The sequence below is a fragment of the Primorskyibacter flagellatus genome (assembly GCF_048268605.1).
Lineage (GTDB): Bacteria > Pseudomonadota > Alphaproteobacteria > Rhodobacterales > Rhodobacteraceae > Primorskyibacter > Primorskyibacter flagellatus.
In genome coordinates this window covers 25062-45641 of the sequence record NZ_JBLWVF010000015.1, presented here as the reverse complement: position 1 = coordinate 45641, position 20580 = coordinate 25062, and the positions used below count along the sequence as shown (strand labels likewise).

Genomic DNA, 20580 nt, shown 5'->3' with positions numbered 1-20580 from the left:
GTATCTCTTATGTGATGGCATCTTGATTTCCCTTCATGTTGGACTTCTTTTTGGGTGCGCAGTCTTGTGCGGTCGCAAGCGCCGCCGCCGTCTCGGCGGCACGTTGTGCTGCACTCGACAACGCCTCCGCCACGCCGGGCGCGATTGACGCGCCCATTCCGTAAAACCTGTGGGCCTCGTCCACCTCGTATCCGCCCGCGGCATATTCTTCTTGCGGTGGGATATAGCCGGGGTTGTCGTCGGCATAGGCAAGGATATGGACCGGGCCACCATCACCCAGAGCATGACGCAGATCCAGCGCCGTCTGTGCGAAGATCTCGCCAGGCAGGCCGATGATCCGGGCACCGGACCAGTGCAAAGCGGTGCACCGGGCGGGGATCTGATCCAGATCGCGGCCCATCTTGTTCTCGGCCCAATTTGCCCAGATGTCGTGGATATCGCCGGGGGTGCGGGACGCCGCCCTCCATGTGCGGGCAAGGTCAGCCCCGGCACTGCTTTCGCGGCTTTCAAACCGGAGGTCATCAAAGGCTTCCGCGCTGCCTATCGGACCGGACAGTTCTGTCATATCCGCTGATAGGGCGGATCGCGCCACGCCTTCGCCAATTCGTTGGGCCTGCGCATAAGTGCGATCAGCCTGGCGCTGAGCCGAAAGCGATGCCGCAGCACTGTGCCCGGTATTCACGTCGCCCGCGCAGCCGGTGGCAAACAACGCGACAGACCCCGGACAGGCGTCTTCCAGGGTCGCCCGCACAAAATGCGGGTAATCCGCAGTCCAGAGCAGATTGTCCGCGCCCAACACGACCGGGTGGCACGCGTAGGAAACGAAATGGGCAATAGTGGGGCCATCCATCCGATCAAACCGCATCACCGGAACACCGCGATCCACCGGGCCACCCGTGTGCCGCCGGTTGATTGCAAATCCCGGCTCCTCCCCGGAACCGCCATAGAGGCGGGCTGGCGCGCGCGCATCGGCGGCCTGCTCGATCGCGTTCAGAATGGCGGTCTCCATCTGCTGGAGGTACAGAGGATCCGCCGGGATCGACAGGCGGCCGGGCATGGAGACCGGGCCGCCATGCGTATGCGTGGCCGCAATCGTGATATTTGCTGCCGGAAGCGGGCTGCGCGCGCGAACGCGGGCAGACAAACCCGCATCGATGCCGATCACATCCACCGTTACAAGCGCAGTATCATCTACCACCAACGCCCGCACCGTCAGCGCATCATGGTGCCCTTGGGCACCGGACAGACGGGCCGCGAAACCGGCCATGGCACCGCCACCCGGCGGCGTGATTTCGACAACGGAGGCACCAACCATCGTCATGGCAGAACACTCGCGCCATTGTGCAGGATCTCAACGGGACGCACCGCTGTATCGGCTTCAGTCGTATCCAGCAGCAGGAAAGTGGCAGGCGCGCCGGGGGCCAGCGCCGCATTGCGCCCGATCATCCGGGCCGGATTGGTCGTGGCCATCGTCAGGGCCTCTGCCGTCGGAAACCCGGTGAACGATTGGTAGCGGCAAATGATGTCCAGCAGGCAAGACCCACTGCCGGCAAGATACGCGGTGCCGGCTATGGAAACCCGGCCGTCCTCACCAACGTCGACCTCGCCGCCGATCGGCGAGGTGTAACGACCTGCGGGCATTCCAGCGAATTTCACGCTGTCGGACACGAGTATGGTCCGCTCGATACCTTTGGCCCGCACCATGGCACGGGCGGTGGAGCGGGGCAGATGATGCCCGTCAAGGATCAGGCTGGCCGCAAGACGATCATCTGATAACTGTGACCAGATCGCATTCGGATGCCGGGGCAGCGTTGCGGCAATGCCATTTCCCAGATGGGTCGCCAGACACGCCCCCGCTGCGGCGCTGCGTTCGATGTCTGTCTCAGTCGCATCGCAATGGCCGAGCGCCACGCAAATGCCCTTTGCCGACAATGCCTGAATATACTGACAGGCGCCAACGACCTCCGGGGCGAGGGTCACCATGCGCACCAGCCCGCCCGACGCCTGCTGCCAACGGTTGAATTCCTCAATGGACGGGGGCCGGACATGCGCCAACGGATGCGCGCCTCGTGGTCCGTCTTTTGGCGAGATCGACGGGCCTTCGACGTGAACACCCGCAATCATGCCTTGCGAAAAGGGCATGGTCTGTTGTGCCGTGTGAATGGCCGACAGACGCTGGCACAATTCGGTTTCCGATGCCGTGATCAGGGTCGGCAAATAGGCCGCGACCCCAACCGCGGCGAGCGCCTCGCTCAGGGCTTCTACCGTTTCCGGCGTCAACTGACCGTCGTTCAAATCATGGCCGGCAAAACCGTTGACCTGTAGATCGACAAATCCCGGCGACAGCAGCGGAAGGCCCTCGGCCGCGCAGTCCGTGATCTTTTCGATCACGCCCCCACGCACATGCAGCGCCCTGCCTTCGCCGCTGTGAAAATCGCGGCCGGAGTAAGTGGCCTCTTGTCTCAAAGCGCGCGAACCCTTCCACGGAAATTCCCCAGAAACTTCCGATTTGCCTCGTCACCACCCGGTGCGTTGCCGCTGCGCCAGACCGGGGGTTCAATGCCTTTTTCGCGGATATGCAGCACCGTGCGGATCACCAGCAGGTTCAAAGCCGTGGCATTTGCGTAGGTCGAAACGGCCGAAACCCGCTCGGTCATGCCGGGAATATCGACGATGGCGTCCCCGATCTGAACCTTGGTGTCAATCGCGATATCGACCAGATCATGCAGGTTCTGTTTGGTGGGATGGCGCGCCGGATGGTCGGCCGCCGTCTCTTCTGCGTGCTGCCGCGAACTTATCCCGATGGTACTGACGCCGCGTTCCCGCGCGACGAGCGCCGCATCGATCAGCGCCGCATTGATGCCATAGGCGTTGACGAGGATCAGGACATCGCCTTCGCCAAGCCCCTGGTTCTCGATCACGACGCGGCCATATCCGGGCGTGCGCTCGATCGCCATGGACCGCAATGCGCCGTTCGAAAGCAACGTGCCTTCATCCAGAATGGCGTTGATATGCATCAGGCCACCGGCGCGGAAAAATACTTCCTGCGTTGCCAGATTGGAATGCCCGCCCGGCCCGAAGACATGCACCAGCCGATCTTCGGCGATGTGATCCGCAATAAGGCATGCAGCCGCGTCCAGCGGTTCTTTTTCCTCGCTCTGGATACGCTGCATAAGCGACATGACATCGGCCAGATAGCCGTCGCAGATGGCGTCAGCGGAGATGGGCGCGGTGTCATCCATGGGGGGCTGCCTCGCGGTCCAGATAGATGGTGCAGTTCGGATGCGTGCGCAGGATACTGGCCGGACAATCGGTGCTGACCGGCCCTTCCAAAGCGGCTTTCACCGCTGCTCGCTTGCGCGCGCCCGGCACCGTGCAAAACAGCGCCTCACCCGCCATGATCGCCGGGATCGTCAGCGTGATCGCACGCTGCGGCACGGCGTCAAGATCATCAAAGCAGTCATCGTCAACCTGCTGCTGTCGGCAAACCTCGTCGAGATCGACAACTCGAACCAGAGCCGGATCGTCGAAATCCGCAACCGGCGGATCGTTGAAGGCAATATGCCCGTTTACACCGATTCCAAGGCAAACAATGTCGATCGGCTCCGCACCGAGAAGCCCGGAATATGACTGGCAGATTTCCTCGGCCTCACCTTCGGCAGGAATGCGATGAATCGTGGCCGAAGGAATCATGGAGAATAAATGCGTCTCAAGCCAGTTGCCAAATCGTTGGGGCGCGTCCGCAGCCAGCCCGATATAGTCATCCATATGAAACGCGGTGACCTTGTCCCAGGGGAGGTCCGGCATCGCCACCAGGGTCGCAAGCATTTCTGACTGGCTGGGTGCCGCGGCGAATACCATACGGACATTGCCTTTTTCCCGGGCAACCTTGCGCATGTGTTTTGCGACATCCGATGCAACAGCCTGCCCCATGTCAGTCCGAGTTTCATAGATCTCAACGCAGTACTTTTCAGTGAACTTGCGGTCCGGGTCGGCCGGCACATCTGCAACATGGTCTGTCATCGTCATGAATCTTGTCCTCTCGTTACCCGACAGCACACCATGCAATCGATTGCATGTCAACGTCTGGATTTTCAAAAAGGCCGCTGGTTTCGGTCAACGATATTTTGGGGGGCCGACCGTATCCCGTGAAACAAATTCCGTCTCCAGCACGATACGCACATCCTCCTCTGAGGGCGTATTCAATGATGACATCAGCAAATCAACGGCAATTTGGCCGGCCTTGGCTGCGGGACCCGAAACCGTGGTCAACATCGGGTAACCGAGGATGTCATCGCAGCCTATGACGCTGTAATCTTCGGGAATTTCCAGTTCGTTCTCGACCAACCCGTAGCAGATCCCCTGTGCCAGAACGTCATCAAAGGCGATACAGGCGGTCGCCCCGCAGGACAGAAGAGCTGGCACGATTTCCACGCCCCTGACGAAGGACGCTGTCCCGGCGGGGAGCGTGCTCATCGAAATGCCGTGTTCGTGCGCTGCATGGGTAACGGCGGCGCATCTTTGGCTGTTGGACCACGAATTTTCGGGGCCTCCGACATAGGTAACCCGGCGATGACCCAGCTGGGCAAGATGGCGCACGGCCTGCGCCATACCTTGCCCGGAATCGATCAGCACGCGCGGCACCTCTTTAATATCGCGATTGATCAGAACCAGCGGCATGTCACTTGCGAGCGCGTGGATCTGTTCGCTGTCTGATCGCGGTGACACCAGAACTGCTCCGCCCACCTGATCGGACAGTCTTTTCAGCAGATCCATTTCTTGATTCGGGTTTTCATCCGCATTGCCGATAAACACCGAATACCCCCGTGCAGCGGCTTCCTTCTGCACCGCCAGCGCAATCGGAGGCATAAAGGGATTGGTCAGATCGGGAACGACCAGGGCGATGTTGCTGTTGCGCCCGGTTCGCAAGGCGCGCGCTGCTGCGTTGGGCGAATACCCCAGCTTCCGCGCGACTTCCCGGACGTTCCGGACTGTTTCTTCAAGCAATATGTCGGGATTGTTGAAAACCCGAGACACGGTGGAACGATTCACCCCGGCGGCTTCCGCAACCTGTTGAATCGTGACTCTTTTGATCGCCGGCCGCTTCGGCACCATGTCGTTCCTTCCCTTGGGGCCATCCGAAATGCGACAAGTCGCAAGGGCGTGTGGCATGACGTCGGATTAACCTTCACAGCAATGCCAGATCGGTGCCGTTGGGTCGAGCGCATCTTGCGCTGATGCGAAAAGCGGTGGATCGCTTCTGACTTCGCGCACAGCTCAAAAGAACAACACACTGCTCTGCCAAAGGTATGGGGCGACCGTCACCGCCCGGAACCCGCTGAACCACATGGCGATGATGGCCACGCTCGGCCCGACCCTCTTCCCCCAAGTGAAGTGGCCGGTGATGCGACGCGCGGCTTTCCGAACAGATGTTACACGAATCTTCGGTTGACCAGATGCCGATGTTACGCCTACTCGACAAGTTAACCCGTCAAATACCAGTGATTGGACAAAAATCCATGCACGACCACGACTTTGAATCCCAGGACGAACGCGCGCGGGTCGGATGGTATTACTTTGTTGCGGGGATGACGCAAAAGGACATCGCGGATCGGCTTGACATAACCCGTCTCAAGGTCAACCGGATCATCGGCCAGTTGCGCAGCGCGGGCCAGGTCAAGATCGAACTGGACATGCCGCTTATCGCCTGCCGCGCGCTTGCCGAAAAAGTGGCAGAGCGCTACGGGCTGGAGGATGTCGTCGTCGTGCCGGATGTCGGAGACCTCGTGTTGCAGAAGCGGATGATCGGCGAGGCCGCGGGCACCATGGTGAACCCGCTGATCAAGGGCCAGGACATGGGGATCGGCATCGGCTCGGGGCGCACGCTCAGTTACGCGGTGGGCCGGATGGCGGGTCCTCCCAGCAACGGAAGCTGGGTCGTGGGACTGATTGGTGGTATCACTCGCGCCACCGGATCGAATTCTTTCGATGTGGCAACGAATGCAGCGCAGCAGCTTGGCGTTGAATGTCACTATCTGACGGCCCCCATTTACTGCGCGTCGCGCGATGCCCGTGATGCCCTGCTGCTGATCGATGAGTTGACGGACGTACTGGCGCGGACTGAAATCGCCGACATCGCGATGGTCAGCTGCGGGGCGGTGGATGAGGCCAGCTCGCTCACGCAGGTTCGCGTGATAAAGGATCACCTCGATACGATCGTTGCCGCCGGCGCGGTGGGAGAGATACTGGGCTGTTTCATCGATGCACAGGGCCGCCCCATCGACCATTTCATAAATGAAACGATCATCGCCCTGCCCCCGGACAAATTACGGATGAAACCGCATGCCGTGCTGGTATCGGGAGGTCTGCACAAGCTAGAGGTGATCCGGGCAATCCTGCGGGGGGGCTATGTGAACCGTCTGGCGACGAACGAAGAGGTCGCACAGGCGCTTTTGGAATGTTGAGGGGCGGCCCCGGAAAGGACCGCCCCTCAACATCATCCAGATGTCACAGCTTCAAGCCAGAAGGTCGCGGGCAGCATCCCGCATGGCCGCGAGGATCACAGCGGTCGACGCCGCGCCCGGATCAATATGTCCCACGGACCGTGCGCCCAGCTTGGCAGACCGTCCGCGTTTGCTTTCGATGTCGCGGGTGAAATTCATCCCGCGTTCGGCGCCGGCGCAGGCCGCATCGAGACAGGCCAACACGTCGTCACCCGCCTCTGCACAGGCGCGCGCGGCCTCGGCAGCCGGAACCCAGGCGTCCACCATGGTTTTGTCCCCCGGCGCGGCGCGACCGCGTTCCTGCACGCCGTCACTGGCGGCCCCGATCCAGGCGGCCATGGCCCCGGCGTCAAGGTTCAGTCGGTCCTTGACCGCCGTCCCCGCCCGCAGGAAAGCCGTGGCATAAAGCGGCCCGGAGGATGCACCGACAGCGTCAAGGAACGCCTTCGCCATCCGTTTGCAGGACGTCTCGATGGTCTCGTCCGCCGGGCTCTGTGCAAGCGCCGCCCGCACGGCTTTCCAGCCGATGTCCATGGTGATGCCGTGGTCGCCATCGCCGATGACGCCGTCCAAAGCAGACAGACGTTCTGCCTCTTCGCCGATGCGCTCTCCGGCGAGGCTGACCATCGCCCGGAAGATCGTCGGCGTGATCGGTCCATCCTTGGCCAAGTGGGTTTCGCGTGTCTCGACCTTCTTTTCGAACACGGCCGCCACGGTCCGATCAGGGCGCGATGCGCGGGCGCGCTCTGTCACGTCGCCGACTGTCAGCGCGGCCGTCCGGCACGGCATGTCAAGCAAGGTCTTGAGATCGGCGTCGAGCTTCATCAGCGTCACCGAGGCACCCGCCATCTCCAGCGACGTGGCATACTCGCCGACCCAGGAATAATGGATGCGAATCCCGGCTTCTGCCAGAATGGCTGCCACGCGCCGGTGCAGGATATACTGCTCCAGCAGGCCCGTGGCCCCTAACCCGTTGACCAGCACGGCGACCTCGTCCCCCGCCTTGAAGGCCAATTCGGCCATGATGGGTGCCATCAGTTCGTCCACCACCGCGTCAGCCTGCGCCATGTCTCCGCGTCGCATGCCCGGCTCGCCGTGCAAGCCCATGCCGATCTCCATCTCGGTCTCGCCGATCTCGAAGTTGGGCTTGCCGGTCTGTGGCAAAGAGCAGGGTGTCAAGGCCACACCCATAGAGCGGGTGTTGGCCAAGGCGGCGCGTGCGGCGGCCTCAACGCCGTCAAGATCCCGGCCGGCTTCTGCGGCGGCTCCGGCGATCTTGAAGACGAAGAAATCACCGGCGATCCCGCGCCGTTCATGGGCGCGCGCCGCGGGGGCGGATGCGATATCATCCGCCACCGCAACTGATCTGCATTCGATGCCGAGGCCGGCGGCTTCTTCGGCCGCCATGTCGAAGTTCATCACATCGCCGGTGTAATTTCCATACAGATACACCACACCGACCCCGCCATTCGCAGCGCGGGTCGCGTCCAATATCTGCTCGGGCGACGGCGACGCAAAGACGTTGCCAACCGCCGCGGCATCCGCCAGGCCACGCCCGACATAGCCTGCAAAGGCCGGTTCATGCCCGGATCCGCCGCCGATCACAATGCCGACCTTGTCGTCGCGCGGGCCGTCCTGCGCGACGACCGCCCGACCGGTCGCCCCCTCAACACGCAACAAGTGCGGATGAGCGGACACCATGCCTTCGATCGCCTCCGTGATGATGTCTTCAGGGGCATTGATGAGCTTCTTGGCTCGGGTTTTCGATGTCATAACGTTCATCTCTCAGGATTCTTTGCGCAGCCATTGCCGCGATATTGCGTCGAAGGATATGGCGATGACCACGATGGCACCGCTGACGATGCCTTGCCAGTAGGGCGACACGCCAAAAAGCACGATGATGTTCTCAATGATCGCGATGATACCGGCACCGAAGATCGCGCCGGCGATCATGCCGACACCTCCGGTGGTGGCGACGCCGCCGATCACCGCGGCTGCGATGGGGCCAAGTACCCAGGCATCGCCGATGGAAGGCTGTGCCGTGCCCAGTCGGGCGACCAACAGCACACCTGCCATGGCCGACAGCGCCCCGGCCATCACAAAAACCAGCACACGGATACGGTCTACGGGGATGCCCAGCATCCGCGCAGCGTCCCTGTTGTTGCCGATCGCATACATGTAGCGCCCAAAGGGCGTCTTGATCGTAAGGAAAGCCGCAAGCACCAGCATCACCAGCATGATGATGAAAGGCATGGGAACGCCCAGCAGTGTCCCGCGCCCAAGGAACTGAATTTCGCGCGGGATGCCGGTGATCGCGACGCCGCGTGTCAGCACAAGGATCGCGCCGCCGTATATCCCGGCGGTGCCAATGGTCAACACCAGCGAATGCAGCCGGAGCTTGGTGGTCAGAATACCGTTGATAAAGCCTAGTACCGCGCCAAAGCTGATGGCAATCACGATGGCAAGCCACGGGTTTATCCCGGCGTTCACCATCAACATGCCGGTCAGGATGCCGCTCAGCCCGCCGATTGTTCCCAAGGACAGATCCAGTTCGCCAAGGATCATTAGCGATGCCTGCCCGATGGTGACCAGCGCCACGAACGCCAACCCGCGCGCCACGACACTTAGGTTATAAGGGGTCAGAAAATAGGGCGAGAGCAGCGCCGAGGCGACAAAGATCACCACCAGCACCGACAAGACCCCGAGGATCGGATGCTGCAACAACGCGCGCATGACGCCGGCCTCGCGGCCCTGTCCGGGCGCAGTTTTCTGTAAGTCAGACATGTTCTGTCTCCGTTGCGAAAATGGCACCGACCAACTGTTCACTGTCAGCCGTCGCACTGTCGAAATCGCCGGTGATCCGGCCGGAATGCATGGTGATGATGCGGCTGGCGCACTTGCGCAGCTCGTCCATCTCCGAGGACACGAGGATGATGCCGATGCCCTGTTCGGCGAGACCCTGCATGATCTTGTAGATCTGCGCCTTTGTCCGGACGTCGATGCCCTTGGTGGGTTCGTCGAAAATCAGGATTTTCGGCGTCATCGCCATGGCGCGGCCAATAATCGCCTTTTGCTGATTGCCGCCCGACAGGAAGGAGATCTTCTTCTCGCGGCTTGCAGTGCGGATCTCGTAATCCTTTATGATGTCGTCAACCGCAGCACGTTCCCGCGCCGCGCTAATCCCCAGCGGCGAATTCGTGAGATCGGTGATCGACAGGCCGATATTCTCGCGCAGGGAAAGATGCGGGAAAATGCCGTGATGCTTGCGCTCTTCCGAGAGATAGAGCATCCCGCCTGCTACGCTTTTCGTCGTGTCGCCAAGCGGCCAGTCGGCACCATCCAGGGAAACCCGACCGCCGCGTGCCTTGAGAAAGCCGAAAATCGTCTGCATGATCTCCGACCGGCCAGAGCCTACAAGCCCGGCAAAGCCCAGGATTTCGCCACGGTCGAGCGTAAAGCTCACGTCGTCAAATTTACGGCCCGACAAGCCCGTGACCGTCAGCAATGGTTTGCCGCGTGGGACCTTGGGCCGGAACATCGTTCCCAACTCCAGCTTCTGTCCCGACATGGCGCGGATCAGCCGATCTTCATCCACGTCGGCCAACTGCCCGGCATCGACCTTTTTCCCGTTGCGCAGAACGGTATAGTCGTCACCGATGTCAAAGACCTCGTCCATCTTGTGACTGATGAAGACGACGCCGATACCGCGTTCGTGGAAATCGCGGACCACACGAAATACGCGCTCGACCTCTACAGGGGTCAACGCAGAGGTCGGCTCGTCCAGGATCAGCACGCGCATGTCGGTATTGGTCGAGGCCCGCGCGATCTGAAGCAGCTGCTGATCGGGCACCGAAATGTTACGCACCAGATCGGAGGGCTTCGCCGCGATTCCGAAGCGATCAAGGTAGCTTTGTGTTTTGGCCTCCAGTGTGCGACGCCGCACAAGACCGCGATGACCCGACGCGTGAAACGGCATGAGCAGGTTTTCGGCTACGCTCATGTGGGGAAACAGGCTCAGTTCTTGCGGCACATAGGCGATATAGCGAAACAGGTCCGGATGCTCTGCCGCGTCCTTGCCATCAATCCGGATCTGGCCGCGGCTGGGACGGTCAGTGCCGGTGACCAGCTTGACGAAGGTGGACTTCCCCGCGCCATTTTCACCGACCAGGACGTGCGCGCGACCGGATTCGACATCGATGTCCACGTCGTTCAGCGCAGTGACGCCGGGAAAGTCGCGGCCAAGACCACGGGCTTCCAGGTAGGCCATAGCGGGTCCTCCTTGAGCGAAAATAATGACAGGTCGCGCCAATGGGTGCGACCTGTCGGATAACGACGCGATCAGCCGTCAACGTTGTCCTTCGTCAGGAAGGCATTGCCCGTGTCGATGAAGTTCGGCACTGGCGCGCCAGTCGCCTGCTGCCACAGCAGCATGACAGACCAGTAGCCTTGCAGCTCCGGCTGCGATGCAGAAGAGCTGTCGGCCACACCGTCGCGGATCAGATCCAGCATCTCGTTGAGGTTGTCGAGACCGACAAGCTGCACTTCGCCTTGCTTGCCCGCTTCGACGATGGCCTGCCCGATGCCCACCGGACCGGCCGCGTCGGAAGCGACCCAGCCGTCAAGTTCGGGGTTGGCCTGCATGATCGCCGCAGCTTGCTGTTGTGCAATCTGGATATCATCGTTGTCGATGCCTTCAGCCACGACTTCGATGTTGGGATATTCGGCAAAAACCTCGCGGTGGCATTCTGCGCGGATCGCATGGTTCGGGGCAGAGGGCACGCCCATCATGATGGCAACCTGACCTTCTTCGCCCAGAATTTCCACCAAGCGACGCGATGCGATCTTGGCCTGCTCGCAGAAATCGGACCCGATATAGGGGATATTCATGCCTTCCGGCGGCACGCTGTCAAACAGCGTCAGCGGGATGCCCTGATAGGCGGCATCCTCAAGCGAGGCGCGGTTCCCCTCCGGATCGAGCAGGTCGACGGCGATGCCGTCAGGGCGCGTTGCAATGGAGCTTTCGATGATTTGGTTCTGTTGCACGACGTCGGCAGCTTGCGGCGCAGAGTAGTTGATCTCGACGGTCGCGCCGGTCTGGGCCTCGATGGCGGCGGCGGCCATCTGCGCGCCATCGTTCACCTTGTCAAACCACGGGTGCACGACTTTCGGCACGATAACAAAACGGTAGCTGTCCTTGGATACGGTGCCGGGCGCGTCTTGTGCCGCGACCTGTGAAGCGGTTGCTAGGCACGCGACGGTTGCCAGCGAAACGAACAGTTTCGACATAGAATGTCCTCCTGAATATCTTTCACGGCGCCTGTCTGGATCGCCGTGCTCCTCCGGCTTCATTGGTTGAAGCTGCACCATGCATACAAACGTAAATTTAATAATGCAATAGTTCACGCCGCACTTCCGACGCACGCGCAAGCGGGCTCCGGACCGCCGGGGCAGCCTGATCCACCATGTCGGCTTCACTGGTCGCAATCGCTCGCGGAATGGGTTTCGCAGGGTGTCGATGCACATCCGGCGGCCAGCGCCCCAACATGGACAAACGCCGATCGTCTCAATCAGATTGGAATGGTTGCGAAATAGCCTGCGCGCCTTTGGGATCGTCACCCAAAATCGAGATGCAGGCCATGACGTTCCGCAAGAAGTGTCGAAAGGTCGGCCAGTTCCGACAGTTCGCGCGCGGAAGTCCAGTTCAGCACTTCTGCGGAAATGGATGCGACCCGGCGGCACAGACGCGGGGTCAACTGCCCGCTGATTCCGAGGGGTGTTCGGCGCAACAGGATGTCGGACAGATGCACCACACGCTCGTTCCGTAAAATCCAGTCAAGTTCGGATTCGGTGAAGTCTGGCGCATCCACAAGCTCAACCGGATCGACCCCTTCATGGCGGGCAATGTCATGCGCTGTGGTGCCATAACGGTCCAGCAATATCGCAAGACGTTCTGATCTGGCACCCGTCGTCCGGACAGCTGCGTCGATCCACGCGGTTCGCGCCTCTTCGCTGCGCGGCATGTCACGCCCGCCGCCAATGGGCATGTCGTCGGTTTGGCGCAAGCGCGGTACCCCCAGATCGTCGAGCACCGCGTCAGTCACCTGGGCGGAGAAGGCGCGAAACGTCGTCCATTTGCCGCCAATCAGCGACGTGACCGGAAAGGGCCGGCCCCCGGTGGCGGGGTCTGTCGGTGCCGAATGATCGCGGCTGATCAGCCCCGGTGCCACGCCATCAGAGTTCGGCAGCGGCCGGATGCCCGCATAGGCATAGACGATCTGATCCCGGCTGAACGCAAGTCCCGGCAGCAGATCGCGCAGACTTTGAAGGAAATAGGTGGTTTCATCGTCTGTGCAGGCAACCCTGTCGGGTTCATCCGAAGGAATGTCGGTGGACCCGACAAGCGCTTTCCCTTGAAACGGCAAGACCAGAAGGATGCGCCCGTCATCGGCCTCGAAATACAGCATCCTGCCATTCAACTGGCGCAGAAGCTCTGGATGATCCAAAAGAACGTGTGAGCCTTTCGTGCCGCCGATATACCGGCTGTCCAGCCCGAGCACGGCATTCACACGGTCGATCCACGGGCCTGCCGCATTGATGACGATCCGCGGCTTGATGCGGCGGTTTTCGCCGCCCTCCGGCCCGACGCTCACCACGCCCTGCGACTGGCCCATCACGGTGCACCAGTTCATCGCCTCAGATCCGGGCGACGCTTTCAGCCCGTCCTGGATCAGTTCAAGCACCAGTCGTTCCGGGGCGGTCACGGTGGCATCATAATACGTACCGAGGGCTTTGATCCGGGGCGTCAAAGCGGGGATTTCCGCCCGCGCCCGGCGCGCGCCGACCATGCGGTGTTTCGGCATCTGTCGCGCCCGCGCCCCGTAAAAGTCATACATCGCCAGCCCGGCCTTCACCAACAGCGCGCCACGGCTGCGCGGCGCCGTCGTCGAACCCAACAGCGTGCGCAGGGCGGCGGTGACACCCTTGCCCCAGGACAGGATCGGGATCGCCGTGGGAAGCGGCCTGACCAAATGTGCAGCGTTTTTCAGGAGAAGATTGCGCTCATAGGTCGACTCGGCGACCAGACGCAATTCTCCGGTTTCCAGGTATTTCAACCCGCCATGGATCAACCGCGACGGGGCGGCGCTGGTGCCTGATCCGAAATCGCCCTTGTCCACGATCAGACATTTCACACCCTGCGCACAGAGATCGCGGAACACGCCCGCACCATTGACGCCTGCGCCGATAATGAGAACGTCGAAATGGTCGATCTCTGCGTCAGTCATTGCGCGCGCCCCGGCCCATAGCTTCGAGTTCATTCAGTTTGTCCCAGGTTGGCCCCAGGGTTTCCGCGACCTCTTTGTAAAGTGTGAACCGTTGGGCATAATGCGCGGCGCGGTCGGCGGACGGTCGATAAATCGTCGCATTTGCCTCGATGTCCCGAGGATCGGCATCGAACCTGTCAAACGCCCCGACCGCAGCCCCGGCGCAGAGCGCGGCACCCCAGGCTGCGGCCTCGTCGGTGTCAGTCACGGTGACGCGCATGTCGAGGATGTCCGCAAAAAGCTGCGCGACGGTCGCATTGCGCGATGCGCCGCCGGTCAGGCGCGCCTCGGTGCCGCCAAAGCCGCCGCGCAGGGCATCTATGTGCTGGCGGTGATTGAAGACGATGCCTTCCAGAAGCGCGGCAAGCATGTCGCCACGGGTATGCCAGCCGCGCAGCCCCAGAAATCCGGCGCTTGGGGCCGCTCCCATCGGCGCGCCGAAGAGATAAGGATGATAGAGAACCGACGAGGGCCGCTCCAGCGCGGCGTCTATTTCCGGGCCAAGCTGCGCATGGATGGACCTGTCCGTGCTTTGCCTCTCTGCGGTGCAGAGGGTGTCAAGAAACCAGTCGTAGTTTGTGGCCGATGCCGGCGAGATCGCCATGTTGTTCCAGTGTCCCGGTGCGACCGCATTGCGGCAGAACCAGTCAGCGTCAATCTGCGGCGCGGTGGAGACGCATTCATTGATCGAATAGGTGCCTGCAACGATGCCGATGACGTCGGGACGGTGGGCACCGATCCCAAGCGCCGAGGCCGTCACGTCATGCAATCCGGCAACCACCGGCGTGCCCTTGGCCAGCCCGGTGATCCGGGCCGCCTCTGCGGTGATTGCCCCGACGGTTTCAGCGGAATGCGCCACCTCGGGCAGCGCGTTTTCCAGATCCCGCAGCCCGAAAAGTGTCAGCGCGTCGGGGGAGTAGTTCTGACTTTTGACATCGGTAAAAGAGGTGCTGGCCTCGGTCCGGTCGGCTCCGATATGCCCGCTCAGGCAGTAACACAACCAGTCTTTGCAGGACAGCACATGCCCGATCCGGGCAAACCGCTCGGGTGTCTCACGCGCGATCCATGCCAGAAGTGCGGAGGGCGCAGAGGCGTGCGGCATCTGGCCAGTAAGGTTCAATGCCGCTGTTTGTGTGCCGTCACGCTGCCATGCCTCGACGACACCCACGGCCCGACTGTCCAACGAGAGGATACCCGGTCCAAGCGGCGCGCCATCACGGTCCAGCAGGTATACCCCGTCGCCATGGGCGGTTGCGGCGACAGCGATGATCCGCGCCGGATCGGTCGCGCTTGTCTCCAGCACCTCGCGGATCGAAGAGGCCGTCTGGTGCCACAACTCCGCCATGTCCCGCTCCACCCGACGCGGCGCGGGTTTCGATTGGGGCACGTTGCGACGGCTGACCGCGATCTGGCTACCGTCAAGGTCGAACAGCACCGCCTTGGTAACGGTCAGCCCGCTGTCGATTGTCAGGATTCTGTCCATGTGATGGCTCCGTATCAGCCGGCAGCGCAACCGGAACGCCGAGCAACGCTGGGATTGCGGGTTCCGGCAGGACAGCCCGTCGGCGGACGTTCAGACCTTGTTGTACTTGGCGTCAACGTCGTCGATGGCCTTCACATTCCCGGCCGAACGGCCCTCGGGATCGAAGGCGGCGGACAGGAAAGCGTCGGCGATGTCCTTGGCCAGTTCGGCCCCGATCACACGGGCACCCATGGTGATGATCTGGGCATTGTTCGACGTCGCGGCCTTGCCCGCCGAGTAGGTGTCGTGACATTGTGCGGCACGGATACCCGGCACCTTGTTGGCGGCCAGACACACGCCGATGCCGGTGCCACAGCACAGGATCGCACGGTCGTACTCGCCCGCCAGAACGGCCGAGGCCACGCGATCCGACAGGTTGGCATAGAAAGCGTCCGGGCCCTGATCGGTGCGCGAGATTTCGGCGACCTCGTGCTTGTCTTTCAGATGGTCGGCAAGGGCTTTGGCAAGGCCTTCGCCCGCGCTGTCGCCTGCAACTGCGATTTTCATGGAGTGTCTCCTTCAGGTCAGAATGTGGCGGCGCATCGGCGCAGAATGTCGAGGTAACCTTCGACATTCCAGGCGGACCGCCCGATGAACAGCCCGTCAATATGTGGGCATTGGATAAGGTCTTCGCAATTCTCGGGGTTGACCGAGCCGCCATAGAGACAGGCCACTTGGCGGCCCAGCACGTCCTTGGCCACGGCAATGATTTCGGCCTGGCGCGCATCGGCATACTCGGCGGTCGCGGGGATGCCGTTTTCACCAATCGCCCAGACCGGTTCATAGGCCAGCAGAATCTCGGCGTTCTTCTGGTCGTGGCTCAGCCGAGCCAAAGCCCCGCGCACCTGGGTCTCCAGAACCTGTTGCGCCCGGTCGCCTTCGCGGTCTTCCAGAGTTTCGCCAATGCAGATCAGCGGGGTCAACCCATGACGTATGGCGGCTTCGACCTTCAGCCCGACAGTGTCATCGGTTTCGCCGAAATGTTCCCGGCGCTCGGAATGGCCCAGTTCGACAATATCCAGACCGCAATCTTTCAGCATCACCGGCGACACCTCGCCGGTCCACGCGCCCTGATCGGCCCAGTGCATATTCTGGGCGCCGACCTTCGCAGAGCTTCCGGCCAGGATCTGTGCGACCTCACGGACCGCGGTGAAGGGCGGGATCACGAAACGCTGGATGCGGGGATCGCGCGTGCCGTCAGCCGCGGCCAGAGCCTTGGCAAACTCCTGCGCTTCGGCAAGCGTCTTGTTCATTTTCCAGCTGGTGCCGATCCAGTATCGGGATTGGGTCATCCGAGGGCCTCTTGTTCGTCCGGGGTATCGGACAGTGTCAGGGTCAAACCGGCGTCACGCAATGCGGCGCAGGTTTCGGTGGCGGGGGCTGTATCGGTAATAATGTGATCGAACTCTGACAACATTGCCAGACGATGCAATGCGGCCCGTCCAAAGCGCGTGTGATTGACCAGCAGCGCACATGATGCACCCTGATCCATCATGGCGCGCTTGGCCCGCACCACCGTCTCATCCATATGAAACACTTCCATCCCGGAGGTTGCCGGGGTCGAGATGAAAGCGATATCGGCACGCAGTCCGGCAAGCGCATCTTCGGTAACCTTGCCGAAATACGCATTGAACTTGGCCGAATAGACGCCACCGAGCGCGATCAGACTGATCCCCGGCTCGGTCTTCAGGGCGTCGATCACCGCGGCGTTGTTGGTAATCACCGTCAATGGGCGCTTGACCACGAGCATCTGTCCGAGAATCGCGGCCATGGAGCCATCGTTGATCATCACGCTCATTCCCGGCTCTATCAGTCGAAGTGCCGCCTCGGCCATCGCCATCTTGGCAGGACCGTCCTGACGTTCGCGAAACCGGAAATCGCTTTCGAATTGAGTGCCGGATCGGATCGTGGCACCGCCCCTGATCTTGCGCAGAAGACCTGCGCCTTCAAGATCGTCAAGATCGCGATGAATGGTCATGCGGGAAACGGCAAAGCGGTCGGAAAGCGCGTCCAGATCGACTTCGCCTTCTGTCACCAGCAGATCCATAATTGCCTGTTGTCGGTCGTCACGTTTCAAGCTGACCCCTCCTTTTCATAACATTGCACGCCACACAAATATCGTCAATAACGTTATTTTGTGATTTTGTATTGTGATAATTTTGGGATTGCGCTATCCAACCGCCAACGCAGAAGGACACCATGTCCAAGGATCCGCCGCCCCGACAAGGCCATAAAGGGGCTGCATCTGGCGCATTGGATCGGTGATGACGAAACACGCCTCACACAGACTATCTGGTCGGAAAATCCGACACAGGAGGACGGCACCCTTGCACGCATCCCGATCGTGCGGCCGCGCCAAAGCACCGGACATGGCCTGAAATGACATCGATTTACTGAAACGGAACCAAGGAGAAATGGAATGAAATTTTTTGTCGACACCGCCATCATCGCGGAGATCAAGGAACTGAACGATTATGGTCTGCTCGACGGTGTCACCACGAATCCGTCGCTGATCGCCAAGTCGGGCCGGAATTTCAAGGAAGTCATCGCCGAAATCTGCGAGGTGGTCGACGGGCCGGTCTCTGCCGAGGTGGCCGCGATGGATTACGACGGCATGGTCGCCGAGGGCGAGCATCTGGCACAGATCGCCGACAATGTGGTGATCAAACTGCCGCTGACACTGGACGGGCTGAAAGCCTGCCGCCACTTCACCGCCAAAGGCATCAAGACAAATGTGACCCTGTGTTTTGCCGCCAATCAGGCGCTCCTGGCCGCAAAGGCGGGTGCGACCTATATTTCACCCTTCGTCGGGCGGCTTGACGATCTGAACATCGACGGCATGACCCTGATCCACGAAATCCGCGAAATCTATGACAATTACGGGTTCGAGACGCAGATTCTTGCGGCGTCGATCCGGTCGGCCAATCACGTCAAGGATGCGGCGATCGCGGGCGCGGATGTGGCCACGATCCCGGCCTCGGTGATCAAGGGGCTGGCCAATCATACGCTGACCGACAAGGGGCTGGACCAGTTTGCCAAGGATTGGGCCGCAACCGGGCAGTCGATCCTTTGACAGTGGCTTGGCCAGGCCCCGTCAGCGGGGCTTGGTCGAAACCTTGTCCAGGAGCGCGCGCGCCGTGCGTTCGTCCGTAATCAACCCCGACAGGCGCCCGCTTTTCAGCACGGCGCGGATTGGTGCGATCTTCTCGGGCCCGCCTGCCAGCGCAATGATCCTGTCGTCGCGCGTGCCATCGAGAGAGACAGAGAGCGTCCGCAGGGTCAACGGCGTTTCCAGCGCATTGCCGTCCGCGTCAAAGAAATGCCCCAGCAACTCGCCAACCCCGCCAGCGCCGGCAATTTCCTCGATCTCGGCAGGTTCGATCATGCCCGAGGTCACAAGCTGGGTTTCCGCCCCAACCGTGCCGATGCCGACGATCTTCAGCGGGGCCGTCTCGGCCATCTGGAACACCTCCGCCACGCCGCGTTGCGAAAGCAGAACCTCACGATCCTCGGCCGTATTCGCAAAGAACGGAACCGGCATGACATAGGCGCGCGCGCCGGTTTTCTCTGCCAGAAGGTGCATCACATCATGCGGGTTGGCGGCAAAGTTGCGGGTCAGCCCGCCCAGCAGCGAAACAAAGCTGAGACCCGCAGTACCGAAATGGGGCATTACGCGGACGGCATCGGCCAGGGTACGGCCATGGCCGATGCCGATGGTCAGTTCCTCGCCGCTTTCCATCCAACGCCTGAGCCGGGACGCACCGGCCAGACCGAGCGCCCGGAACGGTATCCCCTCTTCTTCCAGGTCCGGGGCGACTTCGCAGTTTTCCAGCCCGTAGCGAATGCAGAGCGCCTGTTCCAGCTCGATGCACTCAATGATATCGCCCTCGATCGAAACCTTGACGGCACCCTCTGCCACAACCCGAGCGATCAGCCGATGAGCCTTGACCGACGGAACGCCAATCCGTTTGGCAACCTCGGCCTGGCGCAAGCCGCCGACATAATAAAGCCATGCGGCACGGATCGCCAAGGAATGCTCGGCGTCCCCCGAGTTGCGGTCCTTGGCCATGTCACATCCTCCGTTGGTCAGCGCCTAGCGCGCTTTGTCCATTATCTCCGCCAGTGCCGCCGGATCCAGCGGCACCGGGTTGGCTTTCATCGACGACGAACTGGCCGCCATCCGGGCCGCCGTTGCGCGATGTTCTGCGGTGACGCCTTGCGCATCCAACCTCGGCAGCCCGGCGTGTCGCGACCACTCGGCCAGCGATGAAAAGGCGTTGTCCGGGCTCGTCGACAGCGCGTTCGCCAAACAGTGTTTTACCCTGTCGATACGGCGAGCGGTGTCGCCCGTGGCCCGGGCGGCGTTCGCGGCCAGCCCGTGCGGCAACAAGGCACCGCAAATCGCACCATGAGACGCGCCCGACAGCCCGCCCAGCGGTCCGGCCAGCCCGTGCACAACACCCAAGCCCGCATTGGCCAGCGCCAAGCCGCCGCACAGGCTGGTCCAAGCCATGGCGTCGCGCGCGCGCCCATCCTCGCATTCCATCAAGGTCATCAGCGCGGGCAATCCGTTTTCTATCGCAGAAAGACACAGCGCATCTGTCACCGCATTGGCCTGCGTACACAAATACGGCTCGATCACTTGCGTGACGGCATCAAGACCTGACGCCAGCGTCACGGCGCGCGGGCAGCCATCAGTCAGGGACGGGTCCACAACCGCCAAACGCGGCAACATGCGTGCATCCCGCAGGGACACCTTGCGTCGGGCCTCGGGCACCGCGATCACGGCGTTTCGCGTGACTTCCGCCCCGGTCCCGGCGGTGCTGGGCAGCGCGGCGAATGGCAGGGGGTCCAGATCCAGCGGCAGACCCTTGCCGACCACCTCCAGATGATCGTGGATCGGCCTCGTCGCAGGAACAAGCGCGGATATGGCCTTGGCCGCGTCGATCGCCGCACCACCGCCAATGGCGATGACGGCCCGTGCGTTGGCCTCGCGCGCGGCGAGAACGCCCGCCGTGATCAGCGCAATATCCGGTTCGGCCGAGACCGCGAAATTCGTCACTGCGCAGCCTTCGCCGGTCAAGGCATCGCGCAGCCAGTCGGCACGCGCTGCCGAAGCGCCATGCACCAACAAGACAGCCCGCCCGAGGCGCGCCAGATCCGGCACCGCCCGCCGCGCTTCGCCACGGCCAAAGCGAATTTCGGCAGCAGTGGCAAAGCGGAAGGCAGACAG

General features: G+C 61.8%; 18 protein-coding genes. 2 read left to right on the top strand and 16 right to left on the bottom strand.

Going from position 1 to position 20580, the window contains the following annotated elements; genetic code table 11:
* Positions 1-7 precede the first annotated feature (7 nt).
* The 5 genes from ACN0WV_RS14885 to ACN0WV_RS14865 form a co-directional block, all read right to left on the bottom strand.
* Positions 8-1321, bottom strand: a complete 1314-nt coding sequence (locus ACN0WV_RS14885) for a hypothetical protein (protein WP_417606806.1) — start codon at positions 1319-1321, stop codon at positions 8-10.
* Complete coding sequence (locus ACN0WV_RS14880) at positions 1318-2466, bottom strand: N-acetylglucosamine-6-phosphate deacetylase (protein WP_084353112.1); 1149 nt, start codon at positions 2464-2466, stop codon at positions 1318-1320. The genes ACN0WV_RS14885 and ACN0WV_RS14880 overlap by 4 nt, the downstream gene beginning before the upstream one ends.
* Positions 2463-3242: a sugar isomerase domain-containing protein gene (locus ACN0WV_RS14875; protein ID WP_084353111.1), complete on the bottom strand. Its 780-nt coding sequence runs from the start codon at positions 3240-3242 to the stop codon at positions 2463-2465. The genes ACN0WV_RS14880 and ACN0WV_RS14875 overlap by 4 nt, the downstream gene beginning before the upstream one ends.
* Positions 3235-4029, bottom strand: a complete 795-nt coding sequence (locus tag ACN0WV_RS14870) for a 6-phosphogluconolactonase (protein ID WP_417606804.1) — start codon at positions 4027-4029, stop codon at positions 3235-3237. Before ACN0WV_RS14870 ends, ACN0WV_RS14875 begins: the two co-directional genes overlap by 8 nt.
* Before the next feature lie 87 nt (positions 4030-4116).
* Complete coding sequence (locus tag ACN0WV_RS14865; protein WP_084353110.1) at positions 4117-5115, bottom strand: LacI family DNA-binding transcriptional regulator; 999 nt, start codon at positions 5113-5115, stop codon at positions 4117-4119.
* A gap of 404 nt (positions 5116-5519) precedes the next feature.
* Here ACN0WV_RS14865 and ACN0WV_RS14860 point away from each other — a divergent pair, with 404 nt between their 5' ends.
* The gene (locus ACN0WV_RS14860) at positions 5520-6464 is read left to right on the top strand and encodes a sugar-binding transcriptional regulator (RefSeq protein ID WP_084353109.1); all 945 of its coding nucleotides are present in this window, start codon (positions 5520-5522) and stop codon (positions 6462-6464) included.
* A 51-nt stretch (positions 6465-6515) separates the two neighbouring features.
* On the opposite strand, the gene dhaL is transcribed toward ACN0WV_RS14860, so the two are convergent.
* The 9 genes from dhaL to ACN0WV_RS14815 form a co-directional block, all read right to left on the bottom strand.
* Entirely contained in the window at positions 6516-8285 is a 1770-nt protein-coding gene (gene dhaL, locus ACN0WV_RS14855) for a dihydroxyacetone kinase subunit DhaL (protein WP_235866609.1), read from the bottom strand.
* A 3-nt stretch (positions 8286-8288) separates the two neighbouring features.
* Entirely contained in the window at positions 8289-9287 is a 999-nt protein-coding gene (locus ACN0WV_RS14850; RefSeq protein WP_417606803.1) for an ABC transporter permease, read from the bottom strand.
* Complete coding sequence (locus tag ACN0WV_RS14845) at positions 9280-10770, bottom strand: sugar ABC transporter ATP-binding protein (RefSeq protein ID WP_084353106.1); 1491 nt, start codon at positions 10768-10770, stop codon at positions 9280-9282. Before ACN0WV_RS14845 ends, ACN0WV_RS14850 begins: the two co-directional genes overlap by 8 nt.
* Positions 10771-10841: 71 nt before the next feature.
* Complete coding sequence (locus ACN0WV_RS14840) at positions 10842-11789, bottom strand: substrate-binding domain-containing protein (RefSeq protein ID WP_084353105.1); 948 nt, start codon at positions 11787-11789, stop codon at positions 10842-10844.
* A gap of 326 nt (positions 11790-12115) precedes the next feature.
* Entirely contained in the window at positions 12116-13786 is a 1671-nt protein-coding gene (locus tag ACN0WV_RS14835; protein ID WP_179141470.1) for a glycerol-3-phosphate dehydrogenase/oxidase, read from the bottom strand.
* Positions 13779-15308 carry an FGGY-family carbohydrate kinase gene (locus ACN0WV_RS14830; protein ID WP_084353103.1) on the bottom strand — a complete coding sequence of 510 codons (1530 nt, stop codon included), beginning with the start codon at positions 15306-15308 and terminating at the stop codon, positions 13779-13781. The genes ACN0WV_RS14835 and ACN0WV_RS14830 overlap by 8 nt, the downstream gene beginning before the upstream one ends.
* A 90-nt stretch (positions 15309-15398) precedes the next feature.
* Positions 15399-15854 (bottom strand): D-erythrulose-4-phosphate isomerase, encoded by a 456-nt coding sequence (gene derI, locus ACN0WV_RS14825; protein WP_084353102.1) that lies wholly within the window; start codon positions 15852-15854, stop codon positions 15399-15401.
* Between the two features lie 17 nt (positions 15855-15871).
* Complete coding sequence (locus ACN0WV_RS14820; RefSeq protein ID WP_084353101.1) at positions 15872-16639, bottom strand: triose-phosphate isomerase; 768 nt, start codon at positions 16637-16639, stop codon at positions 15872-15874.
* Positions 16636-17424 carry a DeoR/GlpR family DNA-binding transcription regulator gene (locus tag ACN0WV_RS14815; RefSeq protein WP_084353100.1) on the bottom strand — a complete coding sequence of 263 codons (789 nt, stop codon included), beginning with the start codon at positions 17422-17424 and terminating at the stop codon, positions 16636-16638. The genes ACN0WV_RS14820 and ACN0WV_RS14815 overlap by 4 nt, the downstream gene beginning before the upstream one ends.
* Positions 17425-17766: 342 nt before the next feature.
* Here ACN0WV_RS14815 and fsa point away from each other — a divergent pair, with 342 nt between their 5' ends.
* On the top strand, positions 17767-18420 hold the full coding sequence (gene fsa / locus ACN0WV_RS14810) for a fructose-6-phosphate aldolase (RefSeq protein ID WP_084353098.1): 654 nt from the start codon (positions 17767-17769) through the stop codon (positions 18418-18420).
* Positions 18421-18441: 21 nt separating this feature from the next.
* On the opposite strand, the gene ACN0WV_RS14805 is transcribed toward fsa, so the two are convergent.
* Positions 18442-19416, bottom strand: coding sequence for a sugar-binding transcriptional regulator (locus ACN0WV_RS14805; RefSeq protein ID WP_417606801.1), 975 nt, complete (start codon positions 19414-19416; stop codon positions 18442-18444).
* A gap of 24 nt (positions 19417-19440) precedes the next feature.
* On the bottom strand, positions 19441-20580 hold the full coding sequence (locus ACN0WV_RS14800; RefSeq protein ID WP_417606870.1) for an iron-containing alcohol dehydrogenase: 1140 nt from the start codon (positions 20578-20580) through the stop codon (positions 19441-19443).

What these genes read in the sequence shown, in the direction of transcription:
- ACN0WV_RS14885 (WP_417606806.1), bottom strand. Translation starts at nt 1,321, where the DNA reads ATGACGATGGTTGGTGCCTCCGTTGTCGAAATCACGCCGCCGGGTGGC.
- ACN0WV_RS14875 (WP_084353111.1), bottom strand. Translation starts at nt 3,242, where the DNA reads ATGGATGACACCGCGCCCATCTCCGCTGACGCCATCTGCGACGGCTAT.
- ACN0WV_RS14870 (WP_417606804.1), bottom strand. Translation starts at nt 4,029, where the DNA reads ATGACGATGACAGACCATGTTGCAGATGTGCCGGCCGACCCGGACCGC.
- ACN0WV_RS14865 (WP_084353110.1), bottom strand. Translation starts at nt 5,115, where the DNA reads ATGGTGCCGAAGCGGCCGGCGATCAAAAGAGTCACGATTCAACAGGTT.
- ACN0WV_RS14860 (WP_084353109.1), top strand. Translation starts at nt 5,520, where the DNA reads ATGCACGACCACGACTTTGAATCCCAGGACGAACGCGCGCGGGTCGGA.
- dhaL (WP_235866609.1), bottom strand. Translation starts at nt 8,285, where the DNA reads ATGAACGTTATGACATCGAAAACCCGAGCCAAGAAGCTCATCAATGCC.
- ACN0WV_RS14850 (WP_417606803.1), bottom strand. Translation starts at nt 9,287, where the DNA reads ATGTCTGACTTACAGAAAACTGCGCCCGGACAGGGCCGCGAGGCCGGC.
- ACN0WV_RS14845 (WP_084353106.1), bottom strand. Translation starts at nt 10,770, where the DNA reads ATGGCCTACCTGGAAGCCCGTGGTCTTGGCCGCGACTTTCCCGGCGTC.
- ACN0WV_RS14840 (WP_084353105.1), bottom strand. Translation starts at nt 11,789, where the DNA reads ATGTCGAAACTGTTCGTTTCGCTGGCAACCGTCGCGTGCCTAGCAACC.
- ACN0WV_RS14835 (WP_179141470.1), bottom strand. Translation starts at nt 13,786, where the DNA reads ATGACTGACGCAGAGATCGACCATTTCGACGTTCTCATTATCGGCGCA.
- ACN0WV_RS14830 (WP_084353103.1), bottom strand. Translation starts at nt 15,308, where the DNA reads ATGGACAGAATCCTGACAATCGACAGCGGGCTGACCGTTACCAAGGCG.
- derI (WP_084353102.1), bottom strand. Translation starts at nt 15,854, where the DNA reads ATGAAAATCGCAGTTGCAGGCGACAGCGCGGGCGAAGGCCTTGCCAAA.
- ACN0WV_RS14820 (WP_084353101.1), bottom strand. Translation starts at nt 16,639, where the DNA reads ATGACCCAATCCCGATACTGGATCGGCACCAGCTGGAAAATGAACAAG.
- fsa (WP_084353098.1), top strand. Translation starts at nt 17,767, where the DNA reads ATGAAATTTTTTGTCGACACCGCCATCATCGCGGAGATCAAGGAACTG.
- ACN0WV_RS14805 (WP_417606801.1), bottom strand. Translation starts at nt 19,416, where the DNA reads ATGGCCAAGGACCGCAACTCGGGGGACGCCGAGCATTCCTTGGCGATC.